Here is a 17,440-nt window from a genome sequence, read left to right on the forward strand (position 1 = left end):
AGAGAACATAAACTCTGAGATTTACCAATAAAGCGTTACATTAATGCGCTAATGTCGGGGGGACTAATTAAACGCACGAGCCAATGTGCCGCTCCCTTGATATTGGTAACTGGTTGCGCTGTGGCAAACGAACGCAGACTCACCGGCTTTCAATTTCACGGCTTTCTCTCCGCACATAATTGATACTTCACCTGTCATGCAGAATAAGATTTCTGCACTTCGAACAAACTGCGAACGGCTTTCTCCTTCAACACACTCAAGTACTTCAAAACCAAAGTCGTCGACTGGGATTGCGTAACCTAACTTACCGTCCATTTTAGTCGGCGCCAAACGTAAGTCTTCATGATTGATAGACTCAAATTTGGTGTTATCAATCAGCTCAACCACATCCATGTGCTTAGGTGTTAAACCCGCGCGAAGTACGTTATCTGAGTTCGCCATGATCTCTAAGCCAGTGCCTTGTACATACGCGTGTGGCGTCTCAGCATGCAAGAACATCGCCTCACCCGGCTCTAACTCGATCACGTTAAGAATCAATGGTGAGAACAAGCCGATGTCATCTGAATATTCGTCAACGAAGCTCTTAATCAGATCAAAGGCTTCACGTGCTTTTGCTGTGCGTGGACGTTGTTCCATTACGATTTTTAGCTCGTTTAACGCGGTTGTTTTCTTTTCTCCAGAAAGGCTCATCACCACAGTAAAGAACTGTTTCAAACCTTGGGATGTTGGGAGAGCTTTAAGCGCGTCTAGATCTTCGTTAAGCGTTACAATGTTCGCCTGTTCAAATAAAGAAATAATTTCTGCAACAGGTCTGAATCCGTTCATCGCTTTGTAGAAAGTCAGCGCGTAAACCAACTCTGGCTTATGGTTGTCGTCGCGGTAGTTTCGGTTCGAAGCACCTAATTCAATACCTAAGTCATTCTCTTTTGAGAAGCCAATCTGTGCTTTATCTCTACGAGGGTGAACCTGTACCGACAGTGCTTTATCAGCTGCCAAAACTTTGAACAAGTAAGGAAGATTACCAAAGCGCTGAACGGTGTAATCACCCAATACTGAGATAGGATCTTTCTTGATCAAATCAGAAAGCAATTCGCCATTCTCAGCAATTTTTGAGCAACCATTTGGGTGAGCACCCATCCAAATTTCAGCTTGTGGCTCGTTGTTTGGATTTTCGATACCAAACAGATCATTCATCGCCACTTGGCTGCCCCAAACATAGTTTTGAATAACGTTATCAAGCTTGAATAGATTAGTTTGCATAGTAATTCTCACTGTTGTCTTTTATTGCTAACTGATCGCCTTTACTTTGCATGGGCGTTGGAGTAGATAAAATTTGTTGGCCTAATTGCAGAGTCGCTGCGACGTTTCGAGAGGTACGAATCAGGTTTTGTTCCGATTCACCAAGCACTTGAGACAAAGACTGAGGAGAACGTACGGTTCCAAACAAGCTAGACATTGAGCCGTAAAGCTTTTCAACCTCTTTACCCAAAGAGCCTGCAATACCAATGGTTGGAATATTCAGTTTTTGAGCGCGCTGAGCTATACCAAAAGGTGTTTTACCTTGCAGGGTTTGGTTGTCCATCTGTCCCTCTCCGGTCAAGACCAGTGAAGCACCTTCAAGAACCTTATCTGCATCCAAAGCATCTAGTACCATCTCAATACCCGCTTTAATTTGGATATTGAATGCCAGACTTAACCCCAAAGGTGTACCGCCAGCCGCACCAAAACCAGCGGTGTCGCGGTGATTAGTACCTGTATGTGTTTGAGCGATATCGGCAAAGTGATCGATCGCAGTATCAAGTTGTTCAACTTGAGCTTGTGAAGCCCCTTTTTGTGGACCAAACACGGCACTTGCTCCGCTTTCGCCACACAGTGGATTATTCACATCACATGCGACCACGAACGTCACTTCTTTGCATCTAGGGTGCAGTCCATCAAGATCGATGCTTGCTAACTGGCTTAACTCGGCGCCGCCACCAGATAGCTCGTTGCCTTTTTTGTCGAATAACTTGCCTCCCAACGCTTGTAAGATGCCAGCACCCGCGTCATTAGTTGCGCTGCCGCCCAGACCAATGATGATTTGTTCAACACCTTGATCTAATGCATCTTTGATCAATAACCCGGTACCAAACGAAGATGCGATTAGCGGTGCTCTTTCTTCTACTGTTAATCGGTCTAAACCCGATGCTTGAGCAAATTCCACCAAAGCAGTTTTTACGTTGTCGCCATCAACTGTCTGTTCTAAAGATGCCCAGTAAGCCGAGCAATCCCGTCCGATTGGATCCGTCGTTAGCAACTGCTGCTTCTTGCCATTGAGCGCCGCTAACAACACATCTACGGTGCCTTCTCCACCATCGGCGAGTGGCATTTTCACAAACTCTGCGTGAGGGAAAACGTCAGCAAATCCGCGCTCAATACAAGACGCTACTTGATGGGCGTCGAGTGATTCTTTAAATGAATCGGGGGCAATTACAATTTTCATTGTCGTTCACCATTCCCGCCCACTAAGGTGAGCGGGTCATTGAAATTAGAATTTGATTTGGAATGTTTTCGCTTGGCAAGATGCCAATTCACCAAAAGATAATTCGCCAAAAGACAAGTCACCAAAGGTTTCAATTGCTACATCACCTTCACGAACGCGCTCGTCCATACTTGTCTCTTTCCAGCTTGAAACCGCTTGAGTGAAAGAGATTGAGTCCGATACTGAACCACTTTCTGCTGGGTTGTAGACACGCATGATCAACGCATCTTCGTCTTCAGCTTTCTTAAGCACACTTAATACCGCACCCGCTTGTTGCTTCGATAGCAAGCTGAAGCTCATTGGTAGGTTTTGTTCGCCCACATTCAGCTTCATCGCGTTGTAAGGGATCTTGTTGTAGCATTCGATTTGAGTGACATTGTCACGTGCTTGCGCCATGATGTTCGCGTCAATGTGGTTACCCGAGAAGCCACACAGTGTGAATTCACACACTAACTTGCCGCGCACTTGTGAATCTGGGGTCGGGATCTTGATACCAGAAGGACGCCCCGGACGAAGCAATAGCTCTTCTTTACCCAACACGCCAATACCACGGAATAGTGTCAGTGCGAAGGTATCTCTATTTTCGTCACCTTTAGATGCAATCACTTCAAATTCACGCAGACCATTCGACATAATAGCCATACCCGCTTTGCCGTTTTCTAGCGCAGCAAAGTTCATTAACTGATACACAGGAACCGGTGCTTCTTTCCACTTCTCTTCTTCCCAAACCGCCATTGCAGGGTCATTGGTTGGTCGAGTAATACAACCGAACTGGTTATCTGCTACCACAGTTTCAGAAATAAATGGCGTAGGTACTAATACACGTACACGGTGGTCGTCGGCTTGGTTGTCCAATTCCATACGAACTTCGATGCGGCGAGAACCTTGCTTCAATACCACTTGGCATTGCGCTTCAACGAATCCATTTTGACCCGTGCGTTCTTCACGCTCTGTAAGGTTTGCTGGCACGTTCATGCGGAAAGCGATGTTTGCTACCGATTGGAAACCTTGGTGGTCAATTGATGTTTCTACCGGGAATTCATCAGAGTACAACAGCCACTCTTGACGAGATGGAGAGTAATCGTACTCATCGCCGTCATCAGAACCATCTTCTAAACGAAGTGCTTGGTCGAATACTTGCTCTGTCTCTTTATCGAAAATAGTCAGAGTACCGTTGTCGTTTACATTAATTCGGTAGTATTCGTTCTCTAGCAAGTAGTCTTTCTGCTCTGCGACTTTAACTGCGCCCTTCTCATTACCTTGGATGTGTAACGTGGTGAAACCCATCGCTGGCACAGTGCGTTTGATTTGAATATCAAACTCCATGAAAGGGTCGTAGTTGCCGTAGTGAACGATTTGACGGTCTACTTTACCTGGGTCGATTTGGCGCTTGTCTTGGATGAAGTATTCAACTGGGTTTTCGTTTTCATCAAAGATAGAAAATTCTTGAGCACGGATAGTGATGGTTGTGTTCACCACTTCTTCACGCTCATACGGAGAAAGGTTAAACATCGCCAGTTTGTCGCAACCTTCGCGATCCGGCATATGGTCAACGATTTTACGTTTGTAGAAGTGGATTAGGTTTGTCGCCATGTCGTCCGCAAGGATGTAACGGTTTAGGATTTCAGCGTGTACCTTGTCTGAACAACAGCAACCAATAGAGTCATGAGCATGGTTCTTCATGCTCTCTTTCCACATTTTCTCAATCAAACCGTGGTGATATTCGAAACCTAATGTCCAAGCGATAGACGCTAGAGGTTCTAGGATGTTTACAATCTTGTTTTCGATTTCCGCATGGATCAGTTTGATGTCCATACGTGTTGACGAAATCGTGCGGTGAACACGCATGTATTTACCGTCGTTGAATTCGCCTTTGATTGTGTCGAGTTGGTCGCGCGCTGCTTCTACTTTCTCGAATACTTCTTCAAAGCGACTCATTGAGAACTCGCGATCTGGGTAGATTTCGCGAAGCTTGTCCATTACTTCAAAGATATCTTTTTGAATCGGCATTTGATCGTGGCCGTTCGGTAGCAAGATATCTTTAGTCACCGATGGCTTTTCTAGCACTGGGAAGTACTTATCTAAACGAGCACGCAAGCCTTCTTCGTCTTGTGGAAGGTATTTACCAATCGCGTAACCTAGCGGAAGCACTTGTGCCACCACTTCACTGCCGTCATTAGACTGCCATAAGAATTCTGTTTTGTTGGTGCCATGACGCTCTGAACAACCACGCCAGAACATTGCACGCGTGATGTCGAAGCCGTTGTAGATCATTGGCAGCTGTGAGCTCATGCTGAATGAATCTGGTAGGTAACCAATCTTCATTGCATCGCCAAACTTCATGCAGTCACGAATGCCATACATCATGTTACGTACAATTGACTCACCAGAAACTTGCATTGTGTCGGTTTGAGAATACCAAGGGCCAATAATTAACTTTCCCGCTTCAACCAATGCTTTTACACGCTCTGTGTTTTCTGGTTTGATAGCAAAGTAATCTTCTAGAACGGCGGTTTGACCATCTAGAACGTAATATTTGTATTCTGGATCGCTCTCCAGACGGTTCATGATTTCTTCCATGTTGTTCACAAGAAGAATACGAGACTCTTCTGTTGTGAAATACCATTCACGATCCCAGTGCATGTGAGGAGTAATGTGTACGCGTGATGTAGTCATAATCATTTACCTAAATGTGTCGCTTCGAGTAAAACTAAAGTTCGAACCCAAATACGACTAAATTAAAGTTTTTCAAGGGGTTAAAATTGGCTGCCACTAAATTTAGGGTGCAGAAAACCACGCCCAGAATCTGTGTGAATAAAACCGTTAGGAGCACAGGCATTTAGGACAGCCAAGTTGTTCGTTATTTTTTATACGGTGTTTTAATTGCGAGCTAGAAGCTAGCTCAAAATTCAGTTAGTTCTGTGTTGCAGTACTTGCTTCAAACTTACCCTTTTTTACAGCGTGACCACGCCACATCAGAAGAGTAACAGTTGAAATCACTGTGCCGACAATCGCAGCACCGAACCAGATTGCAGCAGCAGAGAATGCGCCCAAACCTGAATCGTGTAACAAGAAGATAGAGAAGATACCTGCACCCGGAGTCGATAGACCAATACCTGCCGCGCCAACCATCGCACCTGTAACCACTGATCCTAGTAAGAATGAGCCGATTACACGGATTGGATCTTCAATCGCCATTGGGATTGCACCTTCGGTAATACCCGCAAGGCCAAGTAGCCATGTCGATTTACCGGTTTCAATCTCAAAGTCTTTGAATAGGCGTGGAGCAATCATGGTTGAAGCCGTTACAGTGAACGCCGATACCATTTTTACTGAACCAAAGATTGCGTAAGGGCCATAAACACCGTTCGCCATCGCACCTAAACAGAATGCGTAAGCGGCTTTGTTTACCGGACCACCTAAATCGAATGACACAAACAGACCAAGAATCGCACCCAATAACAGCGCATTGGTGCCTGACATACCGTTCAACCAATCCGTTAGACCTTGGTTTAGGAACGCTACCGGTTTACCGATAACAAATAGCATCAAGCTACCCGCTACCAAAGTACCAATCACAGGGTAAAGGTAGAAAGTAAGGAATCCGTTAAACGCAGGACCTAAGCGAACATGCTCTTTTACCCAACGCATCACATAACCAGCAATCAAACCACCAACAACACCGCCTAGGAAACCAGAGCCAATGATGTTTGCTGCAATACCTGCGGCAAAACCAGGGCCAAGTGCGGGCTTGTCTGCTAGTGAATAAGCTGTGTAAGCCGCCAGTACTGGCACCATCAATGTACCCAGTAGGCCGCCACCTAGTTTGCGATACATCCATAGCCAAGAATCTTTTGTTGCGTAAAGATCTTGCAGGTCAAAAATTTGTGCGATAAGAACAGCAACCGCAAGAACAGTACCACCAGCAACGATCAGAGGAACTGCGTAAGAAATACCAGAAAGCAGTGCTTGTTTAAGCTCAGTTTTCAGTGGCAACTTTTTAGGCTTGTTGTCAGTAGCCACTGTGCGTTCTGCACCATTACCTTTTTTCGACTCTTCAATCGCTTCATTAAGAATGCGCTCACCGTGTTTAATCGGTTCTGCAACTGGTGTTTCAACTCGAGGAATGCCGTTAAAGCGCTCAGATTCTTTAATCGCAACTTCAGCAGCAAAAACACACGCCACAGCATTGTTAAGTTGTTCCGCAGTTAAGCGATCTTCAATACCGTTTGCGCCCTGCTTTTCAACATGAACCTTGTAGCCAAGCTTTTTTCCCGCTTTTTCTAGGTACTCAGCCGCCATATAGGTGTGAGCAATGCCTGCTGGGCAAGCAGTAACACATACAATTGTCGGCGCATTTGTATCTAATTTGTCTTGTTTTTCTTCTTGTTGATTGTCGCCATCAAGAAGCGCAAAGATTTCTTCAGCGGTTGTCGCTTTTAATACAGCTTCGCGAACATCGTCATCAACCAATGTAGTTGTCAATGCAGTAAGCAGATGCATGTGGGTAGAACCCGCTTCTGCATTTGGAATCGCAATTAGGAAGATAAGATTTACATCTTCGTCTTCATCCAAGCCTTTCCATTTCATGTCTTCTTTAAGCGTTGCTACAGCGAAGCCAGCTTCTTTAACCGCGTCAGCCTTGCCATGCGGTACTGCTAAGCCTTCGCCAAGCGCTGTCGGGCCTTGCTCTTCACGAGCAAATACTGCATCAAGGTACTCTTGCTTGTTATGCAGTTTGCCTTGCTGATCCAGTTGGTCAGCAAGTGCGTAAATCGCTTCTTCTCGACTGCTAAACGTAGTTTGCAGATTTACGAGCGACTTATTCGTTAGAGTAGTAAGTTTCATAACCTTTGTCCCATAGTCACGGATTAGTACGACAGTCGTCCCTGCCGACGATAGTGATAATACAACTTCAAGACATTTAATCCGTGATCACGATCTCACCAATACATATTTGTATTTAATTTGTATTTAAATCGTATTGGTAAATCCTTTAAGAAAGCTTGTTATGTATCGTTTAATTTGTATTATATGTACTACAAAACGCCGATACGACGCTCACACTAACCTGTAAAACAAGGCTTATATAGAGCAAATTTACGTATTTAAGGTACAGGTTGTTAATCAAAGTCTAGTTGTTCTAGCGCACAAACGAGGCAAAAATGGCAAGACTCCCGATGTATCGCCAAATCGCAGATGCAATAAGAGAAAAGATCAGTTCTGGTGAGTATAAGGTTGGAGAAGCACTCCCAACAGAAGCGCAACTGCGTGAAGTTTTTTCTGTAAGCCGTGTAACGGTTAGACAAGCGCTCAAGCTCCTGATCGAAAATGATGAACTCGAAAGCGTTCAAGGCAGCGGCACTTATGTCAAAGAGAACAAAATCAATTACGACATTTACAAACAGTCGAGCTTTCAAGAAAAGTGGGCGCATTTGGATGTGGTTACACACAGTGATGTTCTAGCCTTTGAAATGAAGCCCTGTTCTTTGGCGATGTCTGAACATCTAGATATTAAAGAAGGCGAATTAGTTTTCTACGTAAAGCGTGTTCGCTTCATAGACAACAATCCAATCACGGTTGAAGAAACTTGGTTACCTGTTGCCCTATTCCCAGATCTCACCTATCAAGTGATGCAGACATCAAAGTACGACTTTATTGAGAACACCAAAGGCATGGTGATTGATAGAAGTGAGCAAGAACTGGTGCCGATTCTTCCGCCTGAAGACGTTGCTAAACAGTTAGGGATTGACCCAACTCAGCCTATCATTGAAAAACGTACTCGAGGTTACCTCGCCAATAACACGGTGTTCGAGTACAGCCGTAACTACTTCACATCTAACGATTACAGATTTACTTTGGTCGCAAGACGCCAGAGATAATACTCATCAGCAAGTTTCTATAACAGTAGATGACCAACACAGAGAGCGCCTTGTTCTCTGTGTTTCTGTGCTGTTAGCTCAATAATGAACCCAACTTTCTCCCCCCAAATATTCCTAAATCAATATCAAGTAATCTCACGAAAGTTCATTCACATTCATTTAAATACTGTTCTCGCGCTTTGACCATAAACTAGGCGCCAAATGACAAGAACAACCGTCGACAGGAATGTAGATGAATACCAAACAACTTGAGAACGCGGTTAGTGAAGTAAGCTTATTCAATCAGCACCTCCACTTAATCCAATCCGTCCATACCATTCCGACACCAAAAGTAAATTGGGAGTCGATTGCCATGGAACCTGCGCCTGCAATGCCAACGGTTCGCTTCGATCATAAAGTCAAAGCCATAGAAGCGCTTGATGAATACAAACCATACTGGCTAGATATTCTGTTGGGTAACAAGTCTAAGTTTCACACCCTCACAAGCAATGTCGAGCGAGCAGCAGAAAAAGACATAGAGCAATATAAAACGGAATTTGTACATTGGGTTCAGAACTACAGCTACTGGGTAAAAAGCAATCAGTTATCGAAAGGCGTTTTGAATAACGATAGCCAAGCAAAGTTGTCTGCCCTTTCTAAAGCTCAGCAAAACCTGATGAACGTAGCGGTGGTCGACACCAAACTGATTAACCATAACTTCAATACCTATAAGAATGGCCACCTGTTAGAAATCAACATTCAGGTTAATAAGCACAACGTGATCCCTAAAGAAAAAAAGGTATTGTGCCAAGGCGAAGTAAAGCTTGAAACGATGTCTCTTTCTGAAAGCAATACCTTATATCGTGAGTACGTGTGCAGCTGTATTCTTAAATGTGCGCAAGATGCTTTCAATGTCTTACCCGAGACGAGCGTCTTGGTCAACGTTGAACAGATTTCAGCAGATCAATCGAGCGAAACCATCGTTTCATGCCATGTAGAACAAGGACTACTCGAGTTCTTATTAATCGAAGACGATAAACCCTCTGAGACACTTGAATTCTTTGTCCACATTGAAGATTTTAATCCTCATCGAGGTAATGGGTTCTCAGCGATAAAAACGATCTTTTCGCCTTTGCCTATTGCGTCGTAACTCACTCGCATTTTCGATTCAATCATTGACGACTCTTCACGACTAACCTTGCGTTCATCGTGTTCAATCACCTTATATACCAAACCATTATGTCGACACACGCTATCTCACAAACAACGCGCCCATTAACCAACACAGTTTCATACACACGATCCTTAATAAAGCTACCTTTAGTTCTAATCGCTATCTCTATGCCCGTATTTGCCGAAGAAGTTGAAGAAGTAGAACTCGAGGGCGACGTCGTATTAAGCGAAGGTTCTGACTTACAAGAAGAAGCTCAAGAATCCCCTTTTACAACCCTGACCAAACTCGGGTTTATCTACTCACAAAACACCAGCTCATCTTTGTCGATCAACTCTGGAATCTCTGTTGGATACAAAAAAGAGAACTGGGGCCAACGAGTTCAGTTTGATACCTACTATACCGATGCTGAAAACGATGAAGACGGCACCAATCGCTATACCACCAACTATGGCATCAGCTATGACTTGAACGAAGTCACCTATTTGGTCGCAACAACACGTTTTGAACACGACCACTTTGGTACTTATCGTAAGCAATTTATAACGGCTACAGGATTGGGTCGCCACTTTTATGATACTGAAAGAATCAAACTTCAAGGCTCTGCTGGTCCGGGTTACCGAATCAGTCAACGGCAATCCTCCGATGAAGAGTTCCCGAACAAAGAGAACTATGAACTGATCGTGAATGCCAGTGTTGATGGCTTTCTGACGATCACAGAAACGTTTTCTATGGGGGCAACGGCTAACATGGCTTACGGTGAAGAGAACACCAATTACAACCTCAAAGGCTATCTAAAGAACATATTGATGGGCAATTTAGCTCTGACTTTTGATACCGAATACATCTACAACACCACTGTCGCATCAGACCAAAGTAACGCCGAAATCTACAGCTCAATGAACCTCAACTACGATTTCTAAATTACGCTTCCCCATCGAACATGCAAAAGGATTTGCATGATCGTTCAGAGAATCATTACTAAGCCGTATACGAAAACCAACCTCATTGACTCTAGCTCTAGCTCCATAACTAGAAAAATTGTATTGAGATGTGTTTTTGGGATCGGTAGCTCAAAGCTCTGTCAACAAAATGTAAAACCGCTCTTTAGCCAATGAAAACCTCATGGTTTATCGATAAAGTTTGCTCACCTTTTGTATTACAAATTATTTTTATGTTCAACTATCAACAACCTTTAAAATACCTCAAAGTTGCTGCGTTTATCTCTAGTGGATTATTACTCGCTGGCTGTGAAGCTAATGCTAAAAGCGAACAAGCAGAGCTTAAAACATGCACAGATTGCAATTGGAACATCGAGCAATGGAAAATCACCCTTCCAGTCAGTGGTGACGATTACTACAACAATGGCCGTAGCAGCGCAGCCGAGCTCATTCCCCAAGAATGTAATGGTAAAGAGTACTTAACCAACGACACTCATCTTCCTTGGTTCTCTCGTGAGTCTGTTAATGGCGAAGAACGTCTAAAATTCACCGTTGATCTTGGTGGTCAAGTTTCAACTACAGCAAACACAAAATACGCTCGTTCGGAACTTCGTGAATTGTATAAGTTCAATACCGAAAATCGATGCAGCACTAAAGACCAAAACTGGGCGGTAACAGGGACACATGAACTTAAAGCGACAGTGAGCGTTGATCAGTTCCCGAATAAAGACGTGACAGGCAGTGACCCAAAAGTCGTTCTCGGCCAAATTCATGGTAAAGACATTAAACAAGCGCTAGTGAAATTGCAGTGGGATGGTGAAAATAAGCCGGTACGTGTTGTTCTGAACGATTCATTTCTACCAGGAAACAAAATGTGTAGCGACTGTCAGCCATTCAGTGTCAACCTAGGAGTCGCACCTGCAAACCTGGATTGGGATTACACGATTCGCCTCGATGAGCAAGGTATTTACCTTTCAACACTCATTAATGACGAATTATCAGAGCGCTTCTTACCTTGGGGCATCGAAACAGAAGATCGTGATGGTAACAAGGTTACGTTGTCAAAAGCATGGTTAAAGGAAGAGTACTACTTTAAAGCCGGTCTTTACGCCCAAATAAAGCCTTCAAGAGAGTTTGCTGGTCAAGTATTCTCGGTTAGCTTTTCGAAGATCAATATTGATCATAGATAGAATGTCACCCCATCAGTTGTGTCTAAAATCACTACTGATACTTGAAAACGGCGTGTGGGTATCTCATCCATACGCTGTTTTATCACTGATACGCCCACGACATCGCAACTCGCTAAGTTAAACTTGCGTTCAAATGACCTCGCCTAAGCAAGGACTGAAAGCTTCTTAAAGTAACCCCTCCTTCACGCTGATTATATAGAAAACGTTAATTCTGTTTTGCCCAGCGGCCCGTTTATCTACAAACCTTGGTGTAATAGATTGGTTGCAAGCAAACAAAAGGAGCGAACACATTATGTTATCTAATCAACTAGAGCGCGCACGTGCCATCGATTTACCAACACGAGAAGCGATGCTTCAACGAGCTCCTTCTGTACAACAGTTTTGGGACAACAATAAGGGCTTGTTCAGCGAGGCTTGGAAAGAATGGGAAGCAAGCGCGGAAGGCAGTCAATTGGGTTTCGACGATTCGCTGTTAGATGCCCGCCTGCGTGAAGCTGTTAGAGAAGCTTGGCAAGATCCAGAGAAAGAAATCGCGGTAAAAGACTTACTCGAAGAGATCTCTCCTGGGGTGTTTAAGTTTCAGTTCTTTGATGCTGAACGTCTCGCTGAGTTGCGTGATTACTTGGAAGCGGTCTCTAACGCTCAAATCCCGCTGCGCCCACCATACGGCATAGTGCTTAACCGTGGTGGAGCAATGTTAGACAGCCGATCTGAAGGTTATTTAGCCGCGCCAAGTTTCCAAGCGTTTTACCGAGATTTACTCGACAGTTACATGCGCCCTATCGCTCGCTTATTGTTCCCTGAAATCATGGGTTACGATACGCAAACTTTTGGGTTCTCGATTCAGTATCAAGCGAACAAAGATACCTCTTTACGCCTGCATACTGATGCGTCTTCTGTCACGCTCAACATTAATATAAATATGCCAGATGAAGAGTTTTCAGGGTCAGAACTTAACTTTTATGATCCTGCTACGGGTAAGATGAACGAAACGACATTCACACCCGGTGTCGCTATGATTCATAGAGGAAACGTTGCCCATGCGGCACTGCCGATAACAAGTGGTGAACGTTCGAACTTGGTATTGTGGTTGTATGGCGACCGTGGACAGATTCCACAGCACAACTCAGGGTTGGAATCGGTAGACGCTCATCAGCGTTGGACTGTCCCTACGATTGTGCCTGATAACTTTGCTCCATTCTAGATAAGTACGCTCTGTTTTAATCGGTTCGATTAGGATTAGCTTATTCAGACGGCTAATACAGTAAATAACAAAGCGCCCACCATAATATTGGTGGACGCTTTTTTGTATCTTCAATTACGTTAATCGTAATCGATTAGCCAGATTAGGCTGGTTTAGTTCTCAATCGAGTCAACAAATCCATTTGCTTTAGGTTCGCCATACCGACATACGCGACAGGCACTAAAAACAATGAGAAGAAAGTTCCGACCGATAAGCCACCGACCAACACCAAACCAATATTGATTCGACCTAAGGAACCCGGGCCATCCGCCAATGCCAATGGCAATGAACCGAGGATCATCGTCAGTGAGGTCATCAAAATTGGACGTAACCTTGAACGCGCACTGCTGATCGCCGCTTCTTTCGCACTCGCGCCAGATTTACGTTTCTCGTTGGCAAACTCCACCAGCAAAATACCGTGTTTGGTCACGAGACCAACCAGTGTCAGCAATCCTATCTTCGAGTAAATATTCAGGCTTTGACCAAATACCGAAAGCGTCAAAATCGCGCCCACAATACACAATGGAACCGTCAGCAAGATTATCATTGGGTCAACAAAGCTTTCAAACTGCGCCGCCAAGATCAAGAAGATGAAAATCAACGCCAATACGAACAGCACTTGTGCGCCCGCGGTTGAATCAACCAGATCTTTAACTACACCATTGAACTCGTAGCTCTGAGCAGGTTTCAACAGGCTTGGTACCGTGTCATCAATGTATGCCTTCACGTCGCTCGCCGTATATCCGGGCATCAAGTCCGCGGTGATTTCAGCGCTGTCTTTACCCATGAACGTCTTGAAATTAGATTCCGACGTCACTTGTTTAATCGATACAAACTGAGATAAAGGAAGCCTTTGACCCGACTGTGAATCCACATACAGCTTATCGAGCACCTTGAAATCACCAAGATCACTTCGGTTCACTTGAACTTGAATCGGGTATGTATAACCGTCGTCCGCTTGCAAATCTGCGGCTTTAACAGAACCAAGGAACGTCGATAACGCATTGGTTACGTTACCGTAATCAACACCAGACAATACAATCGCATTGCGATCAATCGACAAGTCATAACGTAACTGGTCACGCAGCATTGAGTTCTTAATGTTGGTCACGCCCTCGTAATCCTCAAGCGCCTTAACGACTTCGCTCGCGGTTTCAGACAACACAGTGGTATCACGGTTAACCGTCGTCAGTTCAAGGATCATGTTGGTTGCAATGTTCAAGTTATCTGCTGAGCGAACCTTGAAGGACATGCCGTAAGCAGAGACTGAACTTTGTGCCTTAGCGATAAACTCGTTTACCAATTCATCAGCTGACTGATCACGCTCGCCCCATGATTTCAATAAAACGTGATTGGTCGGAGTCCCTTCGATGTAAGATAAATTCGCTTCTACTGAACTATCACCTTTGAACACATTGTTAAGTTGCGCGTTGTTATCTAGATGGTATTGACGGCCAACACCTGTTGGTGGTGTAGAGGTCACCTCAACAAAACCGGTATCTTCCGTTGGAAGCAATACTTGAGGCATTTTCCAAACCGCTAAGGCCGATAAAGCGATCAGCACTAAAGCAATACCACTCATCAGAGCCTTACGATCAAACCATTTGCCTAGCTCTTTGGTGTATAAATCCGATAACATATTCAGTTTCGCATCAACTTTTTGATACCACTTCGCCGGGGTTGATACCGGCTTCATTAAGTAAGCACTCATCATTGGTGAGAGCGTTAACGCCACAAACCCAGAGATGATCACCGCTGCTGCAAGCGTGAACGCGAACTGCCTGAATAGATCGGCGGTTAGGCCTGCCATCAAGCCAATTGGTAAGTAAACAACCGCCAAAGTCAGCGTCATCGCAATCACTGGAAAGACGATCTCTCGACACCCTTTAATTGCAGCATTGAACGGCGTTTCACCCTCTTCGATATGACGGTAGCAGTTTTCAGCCACAACAATCGCATCATCAACCACCAAACCAATGGCGAGAATGATAGCGAGAATCGTCAGTACGTTGATACTAAACCCAAGTAAATGCATGACGGCAAATACGCCTATCACACACACCGGGATGGTGATGATCGGAATTGAAGCGACTCGAAAAGAGCCAAGGAATAGAACCACCACTGCTGAAACCAAAACAATCGCTTCAACTAAAGTCATGAAGCCTTCATCAATTGCAGCTTTAATGAAATCCGCTTGGTTGTAGACCATCTTCATCTCAATGCCTTCTGGCAACTGAGGCTGAATCACATCGATTTGTTTCTTAACTTTATTCGCTACTGTGACTGGGTTTTCACTTTTTAGCGGTAACACCTGAATCGACATTGCTAAGTTGTCATCGACTCGAAGAATACTCGGGGTTAAGCTTTCTTCTCCCATTTTAACTTCTGCAATATCGCCGACACGAATGATCTTGCCGTCATCAACACGGACCACCAAGTCTCGTACATCATCAACACTGGTCACTTGATTGACTGGGTTGATTGAGAAATCTCTTACCTGACCTTTGATGGTACCCGCTGTAAACGTCGCATTGTATGAACTTAATGTACCTACCACGTCTGATGCGCTCATATTGAGCGCCATCATGCGATCCGGTTGCAACCAAACTCGCACCGCTTTTTCGCTGCCACCATACGGTCCCCAAATGCCACCCACACCTTGAATATGCTTAAATTGAGGCACTACTTGCTGGCTAATGTAGTCGTACATATCTTGCTTAGACATCTTGCCAGTATTCACAAACGTGATGATGTTACTCGGCATACTGGTGTCAGAAGAGTCATCCGTGACCGTTGGCTTATCCGTCATACTTGGCGGGAAATCACCAATCGCTTCCACGCTGCTGCGCAGGTTGTTCATCAAACTGGTGTATTCGACGTCATCAATGTCATCTTCAAAGATGATTTTTAGATTACACGTGCCCTCCTGACAGTCCGTCGTCATGGTTTTCACACTGTCGAGGCCGGTTGCAGCAGTAATCAGTTTGTCGGCCACATTGCGCGACATAAATTCAGCGCTCGCGCCATTGATCGCAGCCGTTACCGTGGCTGAAGGTGTTTTATGTTCAGGGAAATATTGGATCGATAGTTTCTGAAATGACAGCAGGCCAAATAAGACAATTGCGATACTCAGAACTGACGCAAACACAGGGTGCTTAATACAAATCTCAGGAAGCTTCATTCAGATTCTCCTTCGCTACAGCTTCCTTGCTTAGTGTGTCCTTACTGTGAGTTTCCTTGCTGTGAGTTTCCTTGCTGTGAGTTTCGCTCGATGAATCCTCAACAGTCGCACGGGTCTCTGCTTGCTCGCTGTTTTCCTTGATCGCTTCGTCTACACCTTTCGATGCTTCCGTCCAATCAACCGAGGGTTCAATCGGATGTGGTTCAGGTACTAGCTCAACGGTTTTCTGCTCAGCATTTGGGTTCATGACCTTAACCAACGACGCTTTCTTGAGGTTCTGCTGTCCCGTCACCACGACGTCATTGCCAAGCTTCAAGCCTTTCTCTACAACAACGTAACCATCGTTAGTATTCACACCTAATTCGACAATGCGTTGCTCGATTTTTTCACCATTCACAACCCAAACAAAACGCTCTGTATCTTTGGCTTGAACGGAGTTTTGAGAAACCACCATCTGCGTTGAATCTTCGCTGGTCATCTGACTTACTTTAGCAAACATACCCGGAACTAAGCGATGCTCTGGGTTAGTCACGTGCGCGTGCACCTCTACACGGCCTGAGCTCTCGTCCACTGCTGGCGCAATGTAATCCACCACACCAGAAAACGCTTCATCGATAAATGCATCAACTTGTATGGATACATTCTGCCCTAGTTTTGCGTTACCCAAGTCAGACTGTCCAATTGAATACTGAACTTCGACAGGATCGAGTTTGATCAAACTCACCAACGCAGTTGAGCTATCAATCTTACTACCCACTGAGTGGGTAAAATTTGTTAGCTGCCCATCAAATGGCGCAACCAACAAATAGTCATTCATCAGCGCTTCTTTCTGACGAAAATCAGCAGCGGCTAGGTTCGCCTGTTCGCCCAGTTCTTCCACATCTTGTTGAGACATCGAGTCAGGCTGTTTCTTTAGTAATTCTTGTACACGCTTTAATTTCGACTTTGCTAACGCTAGAGAGCTTCTTGCTTTGTCTAAATCGGCTTTCGCTTTGGTATTGTCCAACTGGGCGATCAGTTCGCCTTTTTTAACTGGATCTCCATCTTTGAAATGGATATTAAGAATTTTGTCGGAGGCACTAAATGTCAATGCAGCAGAATCCGTTGCCCTGATTTTGCCAACCTCGTTGATTGAAGAAGTGAAGGCTTGTTTGTGCGCTTTTTCGATAGTCACAGGAATTAAGTTTGAGTCTTGGGCAAACGATGGAGAGATATGTAAGGCAAACAGTGCCAAACAGATTGTTTTACTAAGCTTTGTAAATTTCATTTTTAATAACCATAACCGTTGAATTCGTCTGAATTAAAACGTTTTTCTAAGCAGCTATTTCTTAC

General features: G+C 44.5%; 11 protein-coding genes. 5 read left to right on the forward strand and 6 right to left on the reverse strand.

Going from position 1 to position 17,440, the window contains the following annotated elements; all coding sequences use genetic code 11:
- Positions 1 to 63 precede the first annotated feature (63 nt).
- The 4 genes from manA to mngA form a co-directional block, all read right to left on the reverse strand.
- On the reverse strand, positions 64 to 1,260 hold the full coding sequence (gene manA, locus IQO02_RS15370) for a mannose-6-phosphate isomerase, class I (protein ID WP_102282422.1): 1,197 nt from the start codon (positions 1,258 to 1,260) through the stop codon (positions 64 to 66).
- Positions 1,250 to 2,482, reverse strand: coding sequence for a glycerate kinase (locus IQO02_RS15375; RefSeq protein WP_010430017.1), 1,233 nt, complete (start codon positions 2,480 to 2,482; stop codon positions 1,250 to 1,252). The genes manA and IQO02_RS15375 overlap by 11 nt, the downstream gene beginning before the upstream one ends.
- Positions 2,483 to 2,527: 45 nt before the next feature.
- A complete protein-coding gene (gene mngB, locus IQO02_RS15380) occupies positions 2,528 to 5,197 on the reverse strand; it encodes a mannosylglycerate hydrolase (RefSeq protein WP_010430019.1) in 2,670 nt (889 codons plus the stop codon).
- Between the two features lie 237 nt (positions 5,198 to 5,434).
- Complete coding sequence (gene mngA / locus IQO02_RS15385) at positions 5,435 to 7,369, reverse strand: PTS 2-O-a-mannosyl-D-glycerate transporter subunit IIABC (protein WP_010430022.1); 1,935 nt, start codon at positions 7,367 to 7,369, stop codon at positions 5,435 to 5,437.
- A 317-nt stretch (positions 7,370 to 7,686) separates the two neighbouring features.
- Here mngA and IQO02_RS15390 point away from each other — a divergent pair, with 317 nt between their 5' ends.
- From IQO02_RS15390 to IQO02_RS15410, 5 genes are all read left to right on the forward strand, one after another.
- Positions 7,687 to 8,403, forward strand: coding sequence for a GntR family transcriptional regulator (locus IQO02_RS15390; RefSeq protein WP_010430026.1), 717 nt, complete (start codon positions 7,687 to 7,689; stop codon positions 8,401 to 8,403).
- Positions 8,404 to 8,635: 232 nt separating this feature from the next.
- Entirely contained in the window at positions 8,636 to 9,532 is an 897-nt protein-coding gene (locus IQO02_RS15395) for a hypothetical protein (RefSeq protein ID WP_016768100.1), read from the forward strand.
- 191 nt (positions 9,533 to 9,723) lie between these two features.
- A complete protein-coding gene (locus IQO02_RS15400) occupies positions 9,724 to 10,476 on the forward strand; it encodes a DUF481 domain-containing protein (protein WP_102282423.1) in 753 nt (250 codons plus the stop codon).
- Positions 10,477 to 10,667: 191 nt separating this feature from the next.
- Positions 10,668 to 11,684 carry a polysaccharide lyase family 7 protein gene (locus IQO02_RS15405; protein ID WP_016793384.1) on the forward strand — a complete coding sequence of 339 codons (1,017 nt, stop codon included), beginning with the start codon at positions 10,668 to 10,670 and terminating at the stop codon, positions 11,682 to 11,684.
- A gap of 292 nt (positions 11,685 to 11,976) precedes the next feature.
- Complete coding sequence (locus tag IQO02_RS15410) at positions 11,977 to 12,888, forward strand: 2OG-Fe(II) oxygenase (protein WP_016793386.1); 912 nt, start codon at positions 11,977 to 11,979, stop codon at positions 12,886 to 12,888.
- 142 nt (positions 12,889 to 13,030) lie between these two features.
- Here the strand turns inward: IQO02_RS15410 and IQO02_RS15415 are convergent, their stop codons facing one another.
- Together IQO02_RS15415 and IQO02_RS15420 are read right to left on the reverse strand one after the other, a co-directional pair.
- A complete protein-coding gene (locus IQO02_RS15415; RefSeq protein WP_102282424.1) occupies positions 13,031 to 16,108 on the reverse strand; it encodes an efflux RND transporter permease subunit in 3,078 nt (1,025 codons plus the stop codon).
- Positions 16,095 to 17,375 (reverse strand): efflux RND transporter periplasmic adaptor subunit, encoded by a 1,281-nt coding sequence (locus tag IQO02_RS15420; RefSeq protein WP_016794625.1) that lies wholly within the window; start codon positions 17,373 to 17,375, stop codon positions 16,095 to 16,097. Before IQO02_RS15420 ends, IQO02_RS15415 begins: the two co-directional genes overlap by 14 nt.
- Positions 17,376 to 17,440 lie beyond the last annotated feature (65 nt).

This window comes from Vibrio sp. OPT24, from assembly GCF_015163545.1.
Lineage (GTDB): Bacteria > Pseudomonadota > Gammaproteobacteria > Enterobacterales > Vibrionaceae > Vibrio > Vibrio cyclitrophicus.

Bases quoted from the DNA above. Each gene is read 5' to 3' on its own strand.
- manA (WP_102282422.1), bottom strand. From the start codon at position 1,260: ATGCAAACTAATCTATTCAAGCTTGATAACGTTATTCAAAACTATGTT.
- IQO02_RS15375 (WP_010430017.1), bottom strand. From the start codon at position 2,482: ATGAAAATTGTAATTGCCCCCGATTCATTTAAAGAATCACTCGACGCC.
- mngB (WP_010430019.1), bottom strand. From the start codon at position 5,197: ATGACTACATCACGCGTACACATTACTCCTCACATGCACTGGGATCGT.
- mngA (WP_010430022.1), bottom strand. From the start codon at position 7,369: ATGAAACTTACTACTCTAACGAATAAGTCGCTCGTAAATCTGCAAACT.
- IQO02_RS15390 (WP_010430026.1), top strand. From the start codon at position 7,687: ATGGCAAGACTCCCGATGTATCGCCAAATCGCAGATGCAATAAGAGAA.
- IQO02_RS15395 (WP_016768100.1), top strand. From the start codon at position 8,636: ATGAATACCAAACAACTTGAGAACGCGGTTAGTGAAGTAAGCTTATTC.
- IQO02_RS15400 (WP_102282423.1), top strand. From the start codon at position 9,724: ATGCCCGTATTTGCCGAAGAAGTTGAAGAAGTAGAACTCGAGGGCGAC.
- IQO02_RS15405 (WP_016793384.1), top strand. From the start codon at position 10,668: ATGAAAACCTCATGGTTTATCGATAAAGTTTGCTCACCTTTTGTATTA.
- IQO02_RS15410 (WP_016793386.1), top strand. From the start codon at position 11,977: ATGTTATCTAATCAACTAGAGCGCGCACGTGCCATCGATTTACCAACA.
- IQO02_RS15415 (WP_102282424.1), bottom strand. From the start codon at position 16,108: ATGAAGCTTCCTGAGATTTGTATTAAGCACCCTGTGTTTGCGTCAGTT.
- IQO02_RS15420 (WP_016794625.1), bottom strand. From the start codon at position 17,375: ATGAAATTTACAAAGCTTAGTAAAACAATCTGTTTGGCACTGTTTGCC.